The organism is Flavobacterium sp. A45 (genome assembly GCF_002001005.1).
Taxonomy (GTDB): Bacteria; Bacteroidota; Bacteroidia; order Flavobacteriales; family Flavobacteriaceae; genus Flavobacterium.
Window position 1 is genome coordinate 55349 of the sequence record NZ_MUNX01000146.1, and the last position, 15188, is coordinate 70536.

General features: G+C 36.4%; 11 protein-coding genes. 6 read left to right on the forward strand and 5 right to left on the reverse strand.

Annotated features, from left to right (window positions below):
* The first annotated feature begins 31 nt into the window (after window positions 1-31).
* From galK to B0E44_RS16765, 5 genes are all read left to right on the forward strand, one after another.
* A complete protein-coding gene (gene galK / locus B0E44_RS16745) occupies window positions 32-1195 on the forward strand; it encodes a galactokinase (RefSeq protein ID WP_077377899.1) in 1164 nt (387 codons plus the stop codon).
* A 133-nt stretch (window positions 1196-1328) separates the two neighbouring features.
* Window positions 1329-2378 carry a UDP-glucose--hexose-1-phosphate uridylyltransferase gene (locus B0E44_RS16750; protein ID WP_077378369.1) on the forward strand — a complete coding sequence of 350 codons (1050 nt, stop codon included), beginning with the start codon at window positions 1329-1331 and terminating at the stop codon, window positions 2376-2378.
* A complete protein-coding gene (locus B0E44_RS16755; protein WP_077377902.1) occupies window positions 2379-5504 on the forward strand; it encodes a glycoside hydrolase family 2 TIM barrel-domain containing protein in 3126 nt (1041 codons plus the stop codon). It abuts the gene before it with no gap.
* Window positions 5505-5552: 48 nt separating this feature from the next.
* The gene (galE, locus tag B0E44_RS16760) at window positions 5553-6584 is read left to right on the forward strand and encodes a UDP-glucose 4-epimerase GalE (protein WP_077377905.1); all 1032 of its coding nucleotides are present in this window, start codon (window positions 5553-5555) and stop codon (window positions 6582-6584) included.
* 320 nt (window positions 6585-6904) lie between these two features.
* The gene (locus B0E44_RS16765) at window positions 6905-8590 is read left to right on the forward strand and encodes a sodium/sugar symporter (RefSeq protein ID WP_077377908.1); all 1686 of its coding nucleotides are present in this window, start codon (window positions 6905-6907) and stop codon (window positions 8588-8590) included.
* 322 nt (window positions 8591-8912) lie between these two features.
* Here B0E44_RS16765 and B0E44_RS16770 read toward each other — a convergent pair whose 3' ends face one another.
* From B0E44_RS16770 to B0E44_RS16790, 5 genes are all read right to left on the reverse strand, one after another.
* Window positions 8913-9749, reverse strand: coding sequence for a polysaccharide deacetylase family protein (locus B0E44_RS16770; protein ID WP_254423314.1), 837 nt, complete (start codon window positions 9747-9749; stop codon window positions 8913-8915).
* Between the two features lie 238 nt (window positions 9750-9987).
* Window positions 9988-10428 carry a LexA family transcriptional regulator gene (locus B0E44_RS16775; RefSeq protein ID WP_077377911.1) on the reverse strand — a complete coding sequence of 147 codons (441 nt, stop codon included), beginning with the start codon at window positions 10426-10428 and terminating at the stop codon, window positions 9988-9990.
* Window positions 10419-11693 (reverse strand): Y-family DNA polymerase, encoded by a 1275-nt coding sequence (locus tag B0E44_RS16780; protein ID WP_077377914.1) that lies wholly within the window; start codon window positions 11691-11693, stop codon window positions 10419-10421. Before B0E44_RS16780 ends, B0E44_RS16775 begins: the two co-directional genes overlap by 10 nt.
* 128 nt (window positions 11694-11821) lie before the next feature.
* Entirely contained in the window at window positions 11822-12514 is a 693-nt protein-coding gene (locus B0E44_RS16785; RefSeq protein WP_077377917.1) for an NUDIX domain-containing protein, read from the reverse strand.
* A 65-nt stretch (window positions 12515-12579) separates the two neighbouring features.
* Window positions 12580-13299: an NUDIX domain-containing protein gene (locus B0E44_RS16790; RefSeq protein ID WP_077377920.1), complete on the reverse strand. Its 720-nt coding sequence runs from the start codon at window positions 13297-13299 to the stop codon at window positions 12580-12582.
* Window positions 13300-13692: 393 nt separating this feature from the next.
* Here B0E44_RS16790 and B0E44_RS16795 point away from each other — a divergent pair, with 393 nt between their 5' ends.
* On the forward strand, window positions 13693-15186 hold the full coding sequence (locus tag B0E44_RS16795; RefSeq protein ID WP_077377923.1) for an FGGY-family carbohydrate kinase: 1494 nt from the start codon (window positions 13693-13695) through the stop codon (window positions 15184-15186).
* Window positions 15187-15188 lie beyond the last annotated feature (2 nt).

Sequence of the window (15188 nt, forward strand, 5' to 3'; positions counted from 1 at the left end):
ACAATTTCAAAATAATAGTAATTTAAAGAAAATGAACGATTTATTAATTAACAAAACGACTGCTTTTTTTCAGGAGAAATTTGGCAACGCTCCCGAAAAAGTAGTTCTTTCTCCGGGAAGAATTAACATTATTGGAGAACATATCGATTACAATGATGGCTATGTTTTGCCTGCTGCAATCGACAAGATTATTTGTTTTGCTTTTGCAAAAAACAATTCGAAGCAATCCAAAATTGTAGCCATTGATTTAAATGAAGAATTTGAAGTTGATTTGACAGAAACTATTTCTTTGAGTAAAGTCGTTTGGACGAATTATATTTTGGGTGTAATTAAACAATTGCAGGATAAAGGCTTTTCTTTCGACGGTTTCAATTGTGTGTTTAGCAGTAACATCCCTGTTGGTTCGGGATTGTCTTCGTCGGCAGCTTTAGAATGTGGGACGATTTTCGGAATCAAAGAACTTTACGATTTGACAATTCCTAAAGTGGATATTGCATTAATGGGACAAAAAGCGGAACACTGGGTTGGAATCAACTGTGGAATTATGGATCAGTTTTCGAGCGTGATGGGCTTGGAGAATAAAGTGATTAAAATTGACTGCAAAACATTAGAATACGAGTATCACAATGCCGATTTTAATGACTACTCGTTGATTTTATTTGATAGTAATGTGAAGCATTCTTTGTTTACTTCTGCTTATAATACAAGACGTGAAGAATGTGAAGAAGGACTTTCTATCATCAAAAGCAATTTTCCGGAGATCACTAGTTTTAGAGATTGTGACGAGAGCCATGTGCTTCGTCTGAAAGATAAAATGTCACCGAATGTGTTTGTCAGATCTCATTTTGTTGTTAAAGAAATTCGCCGTGTAGCACTTGCCTGCGAAGCTTTGGATAATGGAAATATTGAAGAACTTGGAAAATTGCTTTTCGAAACTCACGAAGGATTATCTAAAGAATATTTAGTGAGCTGTGATGAGCTGGATTTTATTGTTGATACTTTGAAAAAAGAGAAAGCAGTAATTGGCTCCCGATTAATGGGAGGCGGTTTTGGCGGCTGTACCATCAATTTGATTAAAAAAGGTGAAGAAGAAAATATCAAAACAAAACTGACTCAGTTATACAAAGAAGCTTTTGATATAGATTTGAAAATTTATGATGTAAAAATCGGAAACGGTACATCATTGCATCAGTAAATAATTTTAACCGCAAGGAGCGCAAAGTTTTTTTAAAAACGCAAGGAACGCAAAGCTTTGCGACCCTTTCGGGATAGAGATAATTTATAAAATCATTGCGCACTTTGCGGTAAAAAACCATAAAATGAATAAAATGAAAAATTTTGATATAAACGAAGATCCGCACAGACGCTTCAATCCATTAATTAACGAATGGGTTTTAGTATCTCCGCACAGAGCGAAAAGACCTTGGCAAGGACAAAACGAAAAAATTCATACCGATGCACTTCCAGAATACGACCCCACTTGTTATTTGTGTCCAGGGAATGTTCGTGCCAATGGGGAAAACAATCCGAAATATGAATCAAGTTTTGTTTTTGAGAATGACTTTGCAGCCGTAAAACAAGAGCCAATCTTGTTTGAAGAAGATTCTAAACCTACTTTTTTCAAAGCAAAACCGGAACGCGGTATTGCAAGAGTAGTTTGTTTCTCGCCAAGACACGATTTGACTTTGCCAGAAATGGATCATGCTTCAATTGAGACTATTATTAGAACTTGGCAAAAAGAATACACCGATTTAGGAAGTGTAGATTACATCAATCACGTTCAGATTTTTGAAAACAAAGGAAGCGTAATGGGATGCAGCAACCCGCACCCACACGGACAAATATGGGCGCAATCGTCTTTGCCTACCCAGGTTGAAAAAACACAAAACAGTTTGAAAGCCTATTTCGATAAAAATGGAAGCAATCTTTTGCTGGATTACTTGAATGAAGAATTAAAACTAAAGGAACGTATCGTTGTTGAGAATGAGCATTTCGTGGCTTTGGTTCCCTTTTGGGCAATTTGGCCATTTGAAACGATGATTATCAGCAAAAGGCATATTACAAAAATAACAGAGTTCACTTCAGAAGAAGTTTCTGCTTATGCTTCTATTTTAAAGCTATTAACGATAAAATACGATAATCTTTTTGAGACGTCTTTCCCATATTCTTCTGGAATTCATCAAGCACCAACAGATGGGGAATCGCACCCAGAATGGCAATTTCACATGCATTTCTATCCACCATTGTTGCGTTCGGCTTCCGTAAAGAAATTTATGGTAGGTTATGAAATGATGGGCGAAGCACAAAGAGATATTACTCCAGAGAAAAGTGCAGCAGTATTGAAAGCATTACCAGAGGTGCATTATAAAAACAAATAGATGAAAAAGTCAATCCTTTTAAGCTTTGTTTTTCTTTCTTTAGCTGTAGCGGCACAAGAAAAGAAAACGGTTAATGACTGGGAAAATCCAGAAGTATTCCAAATTAATAGAGAACCGGCTAGAGCGGCATTTTTGCCGTATGCTGATGAGTCGTCTGCTATTGCAGATGATTATATTCGTTCTCCGTGGTTTCTAAGTTTGAATGGAATGTGGAAATTCAATTGGTCTCCAACGCCAGATGAAAGGCCAATTGATTTTTTCAAAACTAATTTTAATACAACAAACTGGAAAGAAATTTCAGTGCCTGCTAATTGGGAACTGCAGGGTTATGGAATTCCTATCTACACGAATATTACTTATCCGTTTGTCAAAAATCCGCCATTTATAGACCATGCCGATAATCCGGTGGGTTCTTATAAACGTACATTTGAGTTGCCTGAAAATTGGAACAATCGTCGGGTATATATTCATTTTGAAGCAGGAACTTCGGCAATGTATGTTTGGGTAAATGGAGAGAAAGTAGGCTACAGCGAAAACACGAAAAGCCCAACGGAGTTTGATATCACTAAATATGTAAAAGCTGGTAAAAATCAGTTAGCTGTTGAGGTGTACCGCTGGAGCGATGGTTCCTATTTAGAAGATCAGGATTTTTGGCGTTTATCAGGAATCGACCGTGATGTTTATTTGTACAGTACAGCTAATATTCGAATTGCCGATTTTTTTGCGCGTCCAGATTTAGATGCTTCATATAAAAACGGAAGTTTATCTGTTGATGTAAAACTTCAGAATAAGAATTCGGCATCAAAAAACAATCAAACGATTGAAGCAAAATTGGTAGATAAAAACGGAACAGTGCTTTTTACAAAAGAAGTTAAGGTAAATGTAAAAGCCAATTCAGCAGAATCAGTTACGTTCAGCCAGAATGTTGAATCACCTAAATTATGGAGTAATGAAAATCCTAATTTATATACGCTATTGCTTTCACTGAAAGATGAAAATGGAAAGCTTATAGAAACGGTTGGGACTTCAATAGGTTTCCGCAAAGTAGAATTGAAAAACGGTCAATTATTAGTCAATGGTATTCGAATCATGGTTCATGGTGTAAATATTCATGAGCATAATCCTAAAACTGGTCATTATCAGGACGAGGAAACGATGATGAAGGATATTAAGATGATGAAAGAATTAAACATTAATGCCGTGCGCTGCAGTCATTATCCTATGAATCTGCTATGGGTAAAATTGTGTAATAAATACGGTTTGTTTTTGGTAGATGAAGCTAATATTGAGAGTCATGGTATGGGTTCTTTGAATTGGATTTCTGATTATGCTAATCATCCAGCTTATAGACCGGAATGGCACGCTGCGCACATGGATCGTATTTACAGTTTGGTAGAACGGGACAAAAATCAGCCTTCGGTTATTCTTTGGTCTTTAGGAAATGAATGCGGAAATGGACAAGTTTTTAAAGATGCTTACAAGTGGATTAAAAACAGGGACAAAACCCGATTGGTTCAATTTGAGCAAGCCATGGAAGAGGACAATACAGATATCGTCTGTCCGATGTATCCAAGTATTGAGTATATGAAAGAATATGCTGGGCGCAAGGATGTAAAACGTCCGTTTATTATGTGTGAGTATTCACATGCAATGGGAAATAGCAGTGGTAATTTTCAAGAATATTGGGATATTATTCACGGAAGTGAAAACATGCAGGGCGGATTTATCTGGGATTGGGTAGATCAGGGATTTGAAATGACTGATGAAGTAGGTCGTAAATATTGGTCTTATGGAGGAGACATGGGAAGCCAAAATTACACCAATGATGAAAACTTTTGTCATAACGGATTGGTTTGGCCAGACCGAAAACCACATCCAGGCGCTTTTGAAGTAAAGAAAGTATATCAGGATATTTTATTCAAAAGTGTTGATTTGAATAAAGGAATTATAGAGATTGTAAACGGTTTTGGTTTCACTAATCTTGACAATTATATTTTTAAATACGAAGTTTTAGAAAACGGTTTGGTTATAAAATCAGCTGTAATAGATGTAAATCTTGCTCCTCAATCCAAAAAGGAAATACAACTGGAATTACCTAAGTTAACTGCAAAAGACGGCACAGAATATCTTTTGAATATTTATGCTTACACACGCAATGGTACCGAAGTTTTACCTCAAAAATTTGAAGTAGCCAGAGAACAGTTTTCAATTGGCATTAATAATTATTTTGTTAAAGCCACAAAGAAAACTGCAAATCCTACGGTAAAAGAGACTAAAGATGAAGTTACGCTTAGTTCGTCAGGTGTTGAGGTCGTAATAAGCAAGAAATCAGGTTTGATTCAGGATTATAAATCAAAAGGAGAACGATTTTTCAATCAATTGCCAGTTCCAAATTTCTGGCGCGCTCCAACAGATAATGATTTTGGGAATAATATGCAGGCGGAAAGCAATGTGTGGAGAGCTGCAGGGAAATTCAGCAAATTGAATTCTTTAGAAATTAAAGAAATAGCTGGGAAATCAAGTGTTGTGGCTACTCTTTTCTTAAGGGATATTGCGTCTACATATACAATTGTTTATACGATGAATGCCGACGGAAGTTTAGAGATTTCAAATTCATTCAAGGCTGGTAGCAATCCATTGTCCGAAATGCCACGTTTTGGAATGATATTCTCTCTCAAAAAAGAGCTGGATAATTTTAATTTCTATGGAAGAGGTCCTTGGGAAAATTATCAGGATAGAAATACTGCTTCTTTTAAAGGAATTTATAGCAGTAAAGTTGCCGATCAATATGTTCCTTATACTCGTCCTCAGGAAAATGGTTATAAAACCGATGTCCGTTGGTTAACGCTTACAAATAATTCTGGAAGCGGAATCGAAATAAATGGTTTACAGCCTTTAGGAGTAAGTGCCCTGCATAATTACCCAGAAGATTTTGATCCGGGATTAACCAAGAAATATCGTCATATCAATGATATAACTCCTCGAAATGAGGTTGTAGTCTGTATTGATTTAGCCCAAAGAGGAGTAGGCGGGGATAACAGCTGGGGTGCATTGCCACATGAAAAGTATCTATTAAAAGGGAAGGAGTATAGTTATGGTTTTGTTATAAAACCTAAAAGAATGTAATTTATTGAGCAGTAGTTGAGCATTTATTAAAGATTAAAAAGAAATAAAATGAGTAAGATAGTAGTAACAGGCGGTTTGGGTTTCATAGGATCCCATACTGTTGTCGAATTGCAAAATCAGGGTTTTGAAGTTGTCGTGATTGATAATCTTTCTAATTCTTCTATTGAAGTTTTGGACGGTATCGAACGCATTACAGGTAAAAAACCTATTTTTTCTTCAATCGATTTGAGAGAAAAAATGGCTGTGCAAAATTTTTTTATGGAACATAACGATGTTGTAGGAGTCATTCATTTTGCCGCCTCGAAAGCTGTTGGCGAAAGCGTTAAAAACCCATTGTTGTATTATGAAAACAACTTGGGAGCCTTAGTTTATATTTTGCAGGAATTGGAGAAAAAGGCAGCAGCTCATTTTATCTTCAGTTCGTCTTGTACGGTTTACGGTCAAGCCGAAGTAATGCCAATTGCGGAAACAACTCCGATTCAACCGGCTTTGTCTCCTTACGGAAATACTAAACAGATAGGTGAGGAAATTATTTCCGATGTAGTGAAAGTAAGCGGCATTAATGCTATTTTACTTCGTTATTTCAATCCTATCGGAGCACATCCGTCTGGTGAAATTGGAGAATTGCCTATTGGTGTACCTCAAAATTTAGTTCCATTTATCACTCAAGCAGGAATGGGCTTGCGTGCCGAATTATCGGTTTACGGAAATGATTATCCAACAGTTGATGGAACTTGCGTTCGCGATTATATTCACGTAGTCGATTTGGCGAAAGCCCACGTAATTGCATTGCAAAGATTATTGGATGAAAAGAATGAAGAACCATTAGAGATTTTCAATCTTGGAACGGGAACAGGGAGTTCAGTATTGGAAGTGATTGCAGCTTTTGAAAAAGTGAGCGGACAAAAATTGCCATACAAAATCGTGGAAAGAAGAGAAGGAGATGTAACTGAGGCTTACGCCAATACCGATAAAGCGAATAACGTTTTGGGCTGGAAAACCGCATCTACTTTAGAAGAAGCCATGTCTAGTGCGTGGAAATGGGAACAAAAGATTCGAACAAGCCCAGAATTTGCATAGTAATAAGAATATTTAAACAGGATAATCGTACTGTTTGAAGTTGTTAAGGTGTAAATTTAAAATAAATGTAAAAAACACATTTATAAATGATGAAAATAAATATTTTTATTTTACATTTGGCTTCAATAATTCATAAAAAAAGAATGAAATTAAAACGCATCTGATATTTTACAGTTGATTACATTGTCGAATTGCAAAATTTTTTCTAAAAAAAGAAGTGTTTTTAATGCCAAAAAGAGCAGTAGATTTCAGATTACAAAATATAAGCATAAAGAATAACCACAATTTATTAATATTAATTCAATAACAACTATTTACTCATGAGCCAGAACCTAGCTTTTGCGGATTACGCAGTATTTATTATTTATTTTGTCGTGGTATCCACTTATGGATACATGATTTATCGCAAGCGTGAAAAAAATGAACACGATGCCAAAGCTTATTTCCTTGCAGAAGGAACATTGACTTGGTGGGCTATCGGAGCTTCATTGATTGCTTCAAATATATCGGCTGAACAATTTATTGGGATGAGTGGTGAAGGTTTCTTTTTGGGAATCGCTGTTGCTGCATACGAATGGATTGCTGCCATTGCCTTAATTATTATCGCTATTTGGTTTATTCCTGTTTATTTGAAAAACAAGATTTATACCATGCCTCAATTTTTGAAAACAAGATATAACGAATCTACTGCTTTGATTATGGCTGTTTTTTGGTTGTTTTTATATGTTTTCGTGAACTTGACTTCTATTTTATACTTAGGGGCTGTTGCTATCAACGGATTGGCAGGTGGAGAATATCTGCATACAATTATGATAGGTTTAGCAGTTTTTGCTTTGCTTATCTCTTTAGGAGGTATGAAAGTGGTAGCTTATACCGACGTAATTCAGGTGGCGGTTTTAATCATTGGAGGATTGGTAACTTCGTACATTGCTTTGACAACAGTTGCTAATTATTTTGGTTTTGGCCAAGATGCAATCGCCGGTTTCAATGTATTGATGGAAAAAGCGCCAGAGCATTTCAAAATGATTATTCCTAGGCCAACAGAAGCGTCTTCTCAGTTGGAAATCAATAAGTATCTTACTTTTCCAGGAATGATGTCTTATTTGGCAGGTATCTGGATTATCAATCTTAACTATTGGGGCTGTAACCAATACATCACTCAAAGAGCTTTGGGAGCTGATTTGCAAACGGCACGTACTGGTATTTTATTCGCAGGATTCTTGAAATTATTAATGCCAGTTATCGTAATGTTACCAGGTATTGCTGCTTTTGTTTTATATGAAAACGGACATTTACCTCAATTGGTTGGAGGAAAAGACGGAGCGTATTCTGCTATGTTAACGTTCCTTCCTACAGGTTTGAAAGGATTGTCTGTAGCGGCTTTGACAGCAGCTATTGTAGCTTCTTTGGCTGGTAAAGTAAACAGTATCTCTACTATTTATACTTTGGACGTACACAAAAAATACATTCAAAAAGATGCTACAGATAGAGCTCAGGTGAATATCGGGAAGTATGCTGTTTTTGCGGCGATGCTTCTTGCTGTTATGTTTACTTGGAATGATGTGCTAGGAATTGGTGGTGTGGGTGGTTTTACATACATCCAAAAATATACAGGATTTATTAGCCCAGGGGTATTTGCAATGTTTATTCTTGGTATGTTCTGGAAAAGAACGACTGGTACAGCTGCGATTGTAGGTGTAATTGCAGGTTTCTTATTGTCAGTTTTATTCAATGAATTTGCGCCAGCTCTATTTGGAAATGAAACTTTGTTGTATACTGCTTGGCCTAACGGACATGGCGGTTACGAAATTCCATTTCATATTTGTATGGGATTGTCATTTGTGTTCACAATGCTTCTTATGATTGGTATCAGTTTTGCCGGTCCAAAAGTGAATCCAAAAGCATTCGAATTGGATACAGAAATGTTCAAGATAAAACCTCAAACAACAGTGATGATTGTATTGACACTAGTAATTATTGCTGCCTTATACGTGAAATTCTGGTAATAAAATTTGTTAGTTATTTAAAAAGGGTGAAGCTAAATTCGTTTGGCTTCACCCTTTTTTTTTACGAAGGAGATTTTGTGCTTAAATCGTAATTATACCAAACACAAGTATAAATTAAACCAAATACTTTGCTCTCCCAAAGCGCTTCTTAAGGCTTGTTTTTTCAAGCAAAGGCGCAAAGTAACATGGTGATAAATTTTGCGACTTCGCGTCTCTGCGTGAGTAATTTTTAGAATAAAACTTGCAAAAAATTCTTAGTCTTATTGATAACAACGCATCTACAAAGTAGAAGTGTTGAACTAATTTATATTAGTGTTTGGTATTAATTAGTCTGCTGTTTTTGAATGTATTTACCCAAATCCACCATTGTCGTAACCCAGATGTCTTTTTCTCTGTTTTTTAAGTAGAGGAGTAATTTTTGATGTTCTTCTAAATCTACATTCATTGGATGTTCACCGCCAACACCATGAAATAAGAAAACAATAAACGATTCAGCCTTTTCGGCTTCTTCAATCTGGGCAATCATTTGTGCTGCGGTAGTTCCATCTTCTACAAAAGAATTGACATTGGCCAAATCTACAGTTTTTGCTCGAAGGAATCCTGATTGCACTCCTCTTGCGCCTACAAAATCCTTTTTCAGATAATCATAATAAAGCGTATCTCCAATTTTTAGATCGCCGCAGGGATAGGCAAAAGTGCGTTCAGATTTGCCATCAATATCTTTTAGAATTTGGTTTGCTGTTCGTATCTCTTTCACGGATCTAGCAACCGTATATTTAGAAAGATCGGTTTCTTTGGTTACAAAACCGCGTCCTGGCAAACTGCCGTCGCAGGGATGATTTAAGGTGTGGTTGCCTAATTCATGGCCTTTTTCAGAAGCAGTTTTCCATTCCTTAATTCTGTTTGTAACGACAGGCAAAGAGGCGATAAGATAAAAAGTCCCTTGGAAGCTGAATGAATTAAGCGCTGGGATTACTTTGTCCAGATGAATATTCAAGGCGTCATCATAGGTTAACACGACGGCACATTTTTTACCATTCCAGTTTTTGGATTCTTTTTGTGCAAAGGATATATTATTGACCAACAGCAATAAGGTAAGCATAAGGAAATTTTTGAATTTCATGGGAAATAAGTCTTGGATAGGGATTATAGTTGTCATAACGCCGCTTCTAGAAAAGCTTTGCTTTGTAAACATACCCACTATTTTTTATAAATCAAAAAGTTGAGGTGGCTTTTATATTGGCAGTAAGTGATTTAATCTGTGTAAATATTTTGAATGCTTAAAAAAAAACCGCGGTCGGTATAACCGCAAGGGTCGCAAAGAATTAAGCTAAGTTCGCTAAGTTTCGTGTTCCTTGCGCTTTCTTTGCGAACATTGCGGTAAAATGTTAAACAAGTTAGACTTTCTTTATCACATAAGTAACCATTCCCCAAATGATAAGCTGGTTTTCTTCGGTTACTTTTATGGGTTCGTAACTTGAATTTTCGGGCATGAGGTAAAGGCAGTCTTTTTCGACCTGAATGCGTTTTACAGTAAACTCGCCATCGATACAGCAAATCGCAATTTTGTTGTTTTGTGGTTCCAGACTTCGGTCGACAACCAAAACATCTTTGTCATTGATACCAGCGTCAATCATCGAGTTGCCTTTGACTTTTATATAAAAAGTTGCCAAAGGATTTTCGCTTAACTCTTTGTTCAAATCAATATTGGTTTCCATAAAGTCGGCAGCAGGCGAGGGAAAACCCGCCGAAACGCCTTCGTTTATGTACAGAATTCGCTCGTCACTTTCAAAGTCGGGACGGAAAAAAATAAGTTTTTGTTCTTTTTTTATTGACATTGTATTTCCAATATTTCTTTAAACTTGGTAGTGTATTTTGGAGAAAGATGATTCTGATTCATATTCCAAGTCAGGCTTAAATTTTGTGAGGCTAATTTTATTTTGGTGTCACCAATTTTGTGGTTCAGTCGATCCATCACTTTCATTAAAGCCAAATGTTTTGGATTTTCTTCTTCAAATAAATGAAACTGTTTTCGATTCTCATCGATCAATTCCGTGACGATAACTCCCGCTTTTTTGAATTTGATTCCCTCGTTGCCTTTGTGCAATTTCTTTAGCATTTCAACGGCTGCATTGGTTATGGTCAAAGTTGAATTGCTTGCAAAAGGTAACGTCACCGCCATATTAAAATAATATTTGGATGTTTTAACCGAATGTTTATCGACTACCAACATCACAATGATGGTGTGGCAACAAGAATGTTGTTTACGCAGTTTTTCGGCACAAACGGCAGCAAAAGTGGTTACCCGTTCTCGGAGTAAATCAAAATCGGCAATTTGTTTCGGGAAACTTCGGGTGGTGGTAATGCTCTTTTTTTGTTCGGCAATAGGTTCTAAATCCAAAACTGATTTCCCCTCCAATTCATATTTTAGGCGAAGGCCAACAACTCCCATTTCTTTCTTGATCCAGGCTTCGTGTTGCGGTTGGGTAAAATCGAGTGCGGTATTGATATTGCGTAGTTTGACTTTCTTGATGGTTCGGTAACCAATTCCCCAAACATCTTCAATTTTGGTCCATTTCAAGGCTTTAAGGCGTTTTTCTTCGCTGTCTATTACATAAACACCTTGGGTTCTATTTTGGAATTTCTTTGCGATTTTATTGGCTACTTTCGACAAAGCTTTGGTTTCGGCAAAGCCAATGCAAACCGGAATACCCACCCATTTCTGAACGCGGTTTTTCATTTGAAGCCCATATTCGTGATAATCCAAAACATTCAAGCCGTCAAAATTCAAGAAGGCTTCATCAATACTATAAATTTCTACGTTGGGAGTAAACTGCCCCAAAATGGACATCACCCGATTACTCAAATCACCATACAGCGGATAATTGGAAGAGAATATGGCAATGTTTTTTTCTTTAATCAATTCCTTAATTTGAAATGCCGGGGCTCCCATTGGCACTCCTGCAGCTTTGGCTTCATTGCTTCTTGAAATGACGCAGCCGTCGTTATTGGATAATATTGCAACCGGTTTTCCGTTGAATTTCGGTTGAAAAACACGTTCGCAGGAAGCATAGAAATTATTACAATCGACTAAAGCATACATGATGCAAAATTACGCAATACTGCCGTATGCTTTCGGATAACGAAAGTTAATTTTTAGAACTGTTGATAAGTCGTTTGGGTTAGTAATATGTTTTTTTGAATTCGCAATTCCTTAATTTTAATTGCTGACTAAAATTCAAAGTTGAAACCTTTCTCAGTCAGTTTTTCGTAAATTTCAGCATCAAATTTATACAGTTTTGCAGCTCTATGCGAAACATCCTGTTGCTTTTCATCCAATGGAACCAGCAATTTCATGTGCAGAATTTTTCTTCGGAAATTAGATTTATCCAATTCGATGCTTAGTATTTCTTCGTAGAGATGCATTAATTGCAATAATGTGAATTTTTCAGGCAAAAGATTAAAACCAATAGGAGCCTGTCGTACTCGATTGCGCAATTGTGTCAAGCTAAAGTCTAAAATTTCGTTGTGATCAAAAATCAAATTTGGTATATCTTTGATTTTAAACCATTTGGCTTCTCTTAGGGTGGCGCTGGCTTTTATGTTATAGTCTTCTCGGTTCACCAATGTATAATAGGCAATGGTTACAACTCTTTGGCTACTCACTCTGTTTGGATCGGTAAAAGCTTTTAATTGCTCCAAATAAATGTTGTCAAGGCTGGTTAGTTCATACAATATTCGCTGGGCAGCGTCATCGGCACTTTCCTCTTTTCGCATCCATCCTCCAAGCAATCCCCATTTACCAATACTTTCACCTTCTGCATGTTGCACCAGAAGAATTTCGAGGCTTTGTTTATTAAAACCAAATATAACGCAGTCAATAGTGATTCCTTCATTTGTTGATTCCTTATTGGCTATAGTCATATTATGGTTAATTTTTTTGATTTTTTATAAAGAAAAAATGCTTTTTTTGATTTTGCAAGTAAGCTTTAAAACTCAAAATTAAAACCTTTCTGAGTTAACTTATCGTAAATTTCAGAGTCAAATTTATACAATTGAGCGGCTCGGTGAGATACATCCTGTTGTTTTTCGTCCAGAGCAACCAGTAATTTCATGTGCAGAATTTTTCTGCGAAAATTTGATTTATCCATCTCAATTCCTAAAATTTCTTCATACAAGTGCATGAGTTGCAGTAAAGTGAATTTTTCGGGTAGCAGATTAAATCCTATTGGCGCTTGACGCACTCTATTGCGCAGATTTTTTATGCTGTAGGATAGAATTTCATTATGGTCATAAATTAAATCGGGGATTTCATTAATCTTATACCATTTTGCATCCGAAGCCGTAAAACCTGCTTTAATATTATAGTCTTCTCTTTTTACTAGAGCATAATAACCAATGGTAATTACCCTTCTAAGCGGAAAACGGTCGGGTTCTCCAAAAGCTTTTAACTGTTCAAGGTAAATATTATCCATACCGGTAAGTTCGGCTAACAAACGGTGAGCGGCGTCATCGGGACTCTCTTTTTTGTTTATCCAACCGCCGGGTAATCCCCATTTTCCTTTACTGATACCTTCGGCATGTTGTACCAAAAGCACCTCCAGTATGCCGTTGTCAAAACCAAATATGACACAGTCAATAGTAATGGCGTTCATGGCAGATTGCTCTACGATTTGTATTAAATCTCGGTCGATAATTTTTCCACCCATAGCCTTACAAAGTTTAACGCTAAATTAATATTTTTTTGAAGAGTCTTGTTGTAGACAAAGAAATATATTTTGTAGAATAATAGCGATTAAATTCCTTTTTGCATTCAAAATTTAATTTTTTTTCTGTTTTTAATGCAAATAAATATTAACTACTTAATTGTCAGATATTTAATTGTTTGATAATGTTTTAAATTCCTATAAAAACTACTCCACAATATAGGATATCGGTAAAAATAGAATCGTTTTATTATCAATTAGAAATATTTAAACGCAAATTTTTGCTAATATGAAAAATATGTTTTACACTTGTAGTCAAATTAACCATAACGTTATGGTTTTTTTGACCAAAAGTGTAAAAACGATTAGGGAATCAATCATAAAATAGCTTATAATATGTATTTTTTAGGAATCGATTTAGGGAGTTCATCCATAAAATTATCGGTATTTGATGCTGATAAAGGAATGACTGTTGCTTCGGTAACAGCTCCTGAATTTGAGATGGATATCATTGCTTCAAAATTTGGCTGGGCGGAACAAGATCCAAATAAGTGGTGGGAATACGTGAAAAATGGTATTCAAGCTCTTGGTTCAAAAAATCATATTGATTTAAAAAAAATTGCAGGAATCGGGATTGCCTACCAAATGCATGGTTTGGTATTGACTGATGAAAATATGAATCCAGTTCGTTCTTCGATTATTTGGTGTGACAGTAGAGCGGCTAGCATAGGAAATGAAGTTTATGACAGAATGGGACACGAATCCTGTCAACAACAAATACTTGGAAGCCCGGGAAATTTTACGGCCTCCAAATTAAAATGGGTTCAAATTAATGAACCAGAGATTTTTCAAAAAGCGGTTTACATGATGCTTCCGGGCGATTTCATAGCTGCAAGACTATCCGGAAAAGCACAAATAAGTACTTCGGGCTTATCGGAAGCCGCTTTATGGAATTTTTCAAAAGGAACTCTGGCAACCGAAGTGTTGCAGGCTATGGGGCTTCCCGTAGATAAGATTCCTGAAATTGTGCCCAACTTTGGGTATCAAGCAACAGTACACCCAGATGTTGCAGCAGAATTAGGATTGAGTTCAGATGTAAAAATAACATACAGAGGTGGTGACCAACCCAATAATGCCATGTCTTTGAATGTATTGAAACCTGGAGAAATTGCAACAACAGCAGGAACATCGGCAGTGGTTTATGCTGTAAGTGACCAAGATGTTTACGACAAAGAAAATCGTATCAATACCTTTTTGCATGTCAATAATACCGAGGCTCAAAAAAATAACGGGGTAATGTTATGTATTAATGGCTCTGGAATTTTGTACCAATGGCTGCGTAAAATTATGTCGACTGACAGAACTGGTTTAATCGCTTATGAAGCGCTGAATGCCGAAGCGGCAAAAGTAAGAGCAGGAAGTGAAGGCTTGCGTTTTTATCCTTTCGGAAATGGGGTTGAGCGTATTTTCAATAATAAAAATGCTAATTCCGGAATTCAAAATTTAAACTTTAATATTCATCAGTCAGGACATCTTATTCGCTCTGCTTGTGAAGGAATTGTCTTTGCCATGAATTACGGTTTTGATGTAATGAAATCGGTAGGCGCATCTGGAGAAATAGTTCGTGCTGGAAATGCAAATTTGTTTTTAAGCCCTGTATTTAGAGAAATCTTCACCAATACTACACAAACCACATTAGAATTATACAATACCTCCGGATCCGAAGGTGCTGCCCGAGGTGCTGCTTATGGTTTTGAGTATTATGCTTCTTTGGATCAGGCTTTTGACGGTTTAAAATGCATAGAGAGAATAGAACCGAATCCTGTATTGACTTCTCAGTATCAGGAAATATACCAAGAATGGAAAAATCATATTAAACTAGAATCATAATA

Coding starts and splice junctions, on each gene's coding strand:
- B0E44_RS16775 (WP_077377911.1), bottom strand. CDS start 10,428: ATGTCAATAAAAAAAGAACAAAAACTTATTTTTTTCCGTCCCGACTTT.
- B0E44_RS16795 (WP_077377923.1), top strand. CDS start 13,693: ATGTATTTTTTAGGAATCGATTTAGGGAGTTCATCCATAAAATTATCG.
- B0E44_RS16790 (WP_077377920.1), bottom strand. CDS start 13,299: ATGGGTGGAAAAATTATCGACCGAGATTTAATACAAATCGTAGAGCAA.
- B0E44_RS16780 (WP_077377914.1), bottom strand. CDS start 11,693: ATGTATGCTTTAGTCGATTGTAATAATTTCTATGCTTCCTGCGAACGT.
- galK (WP_077377899.1), top strand. CDS start 32: ATGAACGATTTATTAATTAACAAAACGACTGCTTTTTTTCAGGAGAAA.
- B0E44_RS16755 (WP_077377902.1), top strand. CDS start 2,379: ATGAAAAAGTCAATCCTTTTAAGCTTTGTTTTTCTTTCTTTAGCTGTA.
- B0E44_RS16785 (WP_077377917.1), bottom strand. CDS start 12,514: ATGACTATAGCCAATAAGGAATCAACAAATGAAGGAATCACTATTGAC.
- B0E44_RS16765 (WP_077377908.1), top strand. CDS start 6,905: ATGAGCCAGAACCTAGCTTTTGCGGATTACGCAGTATTTATTATTTAT.
- galE (WP_077377905.1), top strand. CDS start 5,553: ATGAGTAAGATAGTAGTAACAGGCGGTTTGGGTTTCATAGGATCCCAT.
- B0E44_RS16770 (WP_254423314.1), bottom strand. CDS start 9,749: ATGACAACTATAATCCCTATCCAAGACTTATTTCCCATGAAATTCAAA.
- B0E44_RS16750 (WP_077378369.1), top strand. CDS start 1,329: ATGAAAAATTTTGATATAAACGAAGATCCGCACAGACGCTTCAATCCA.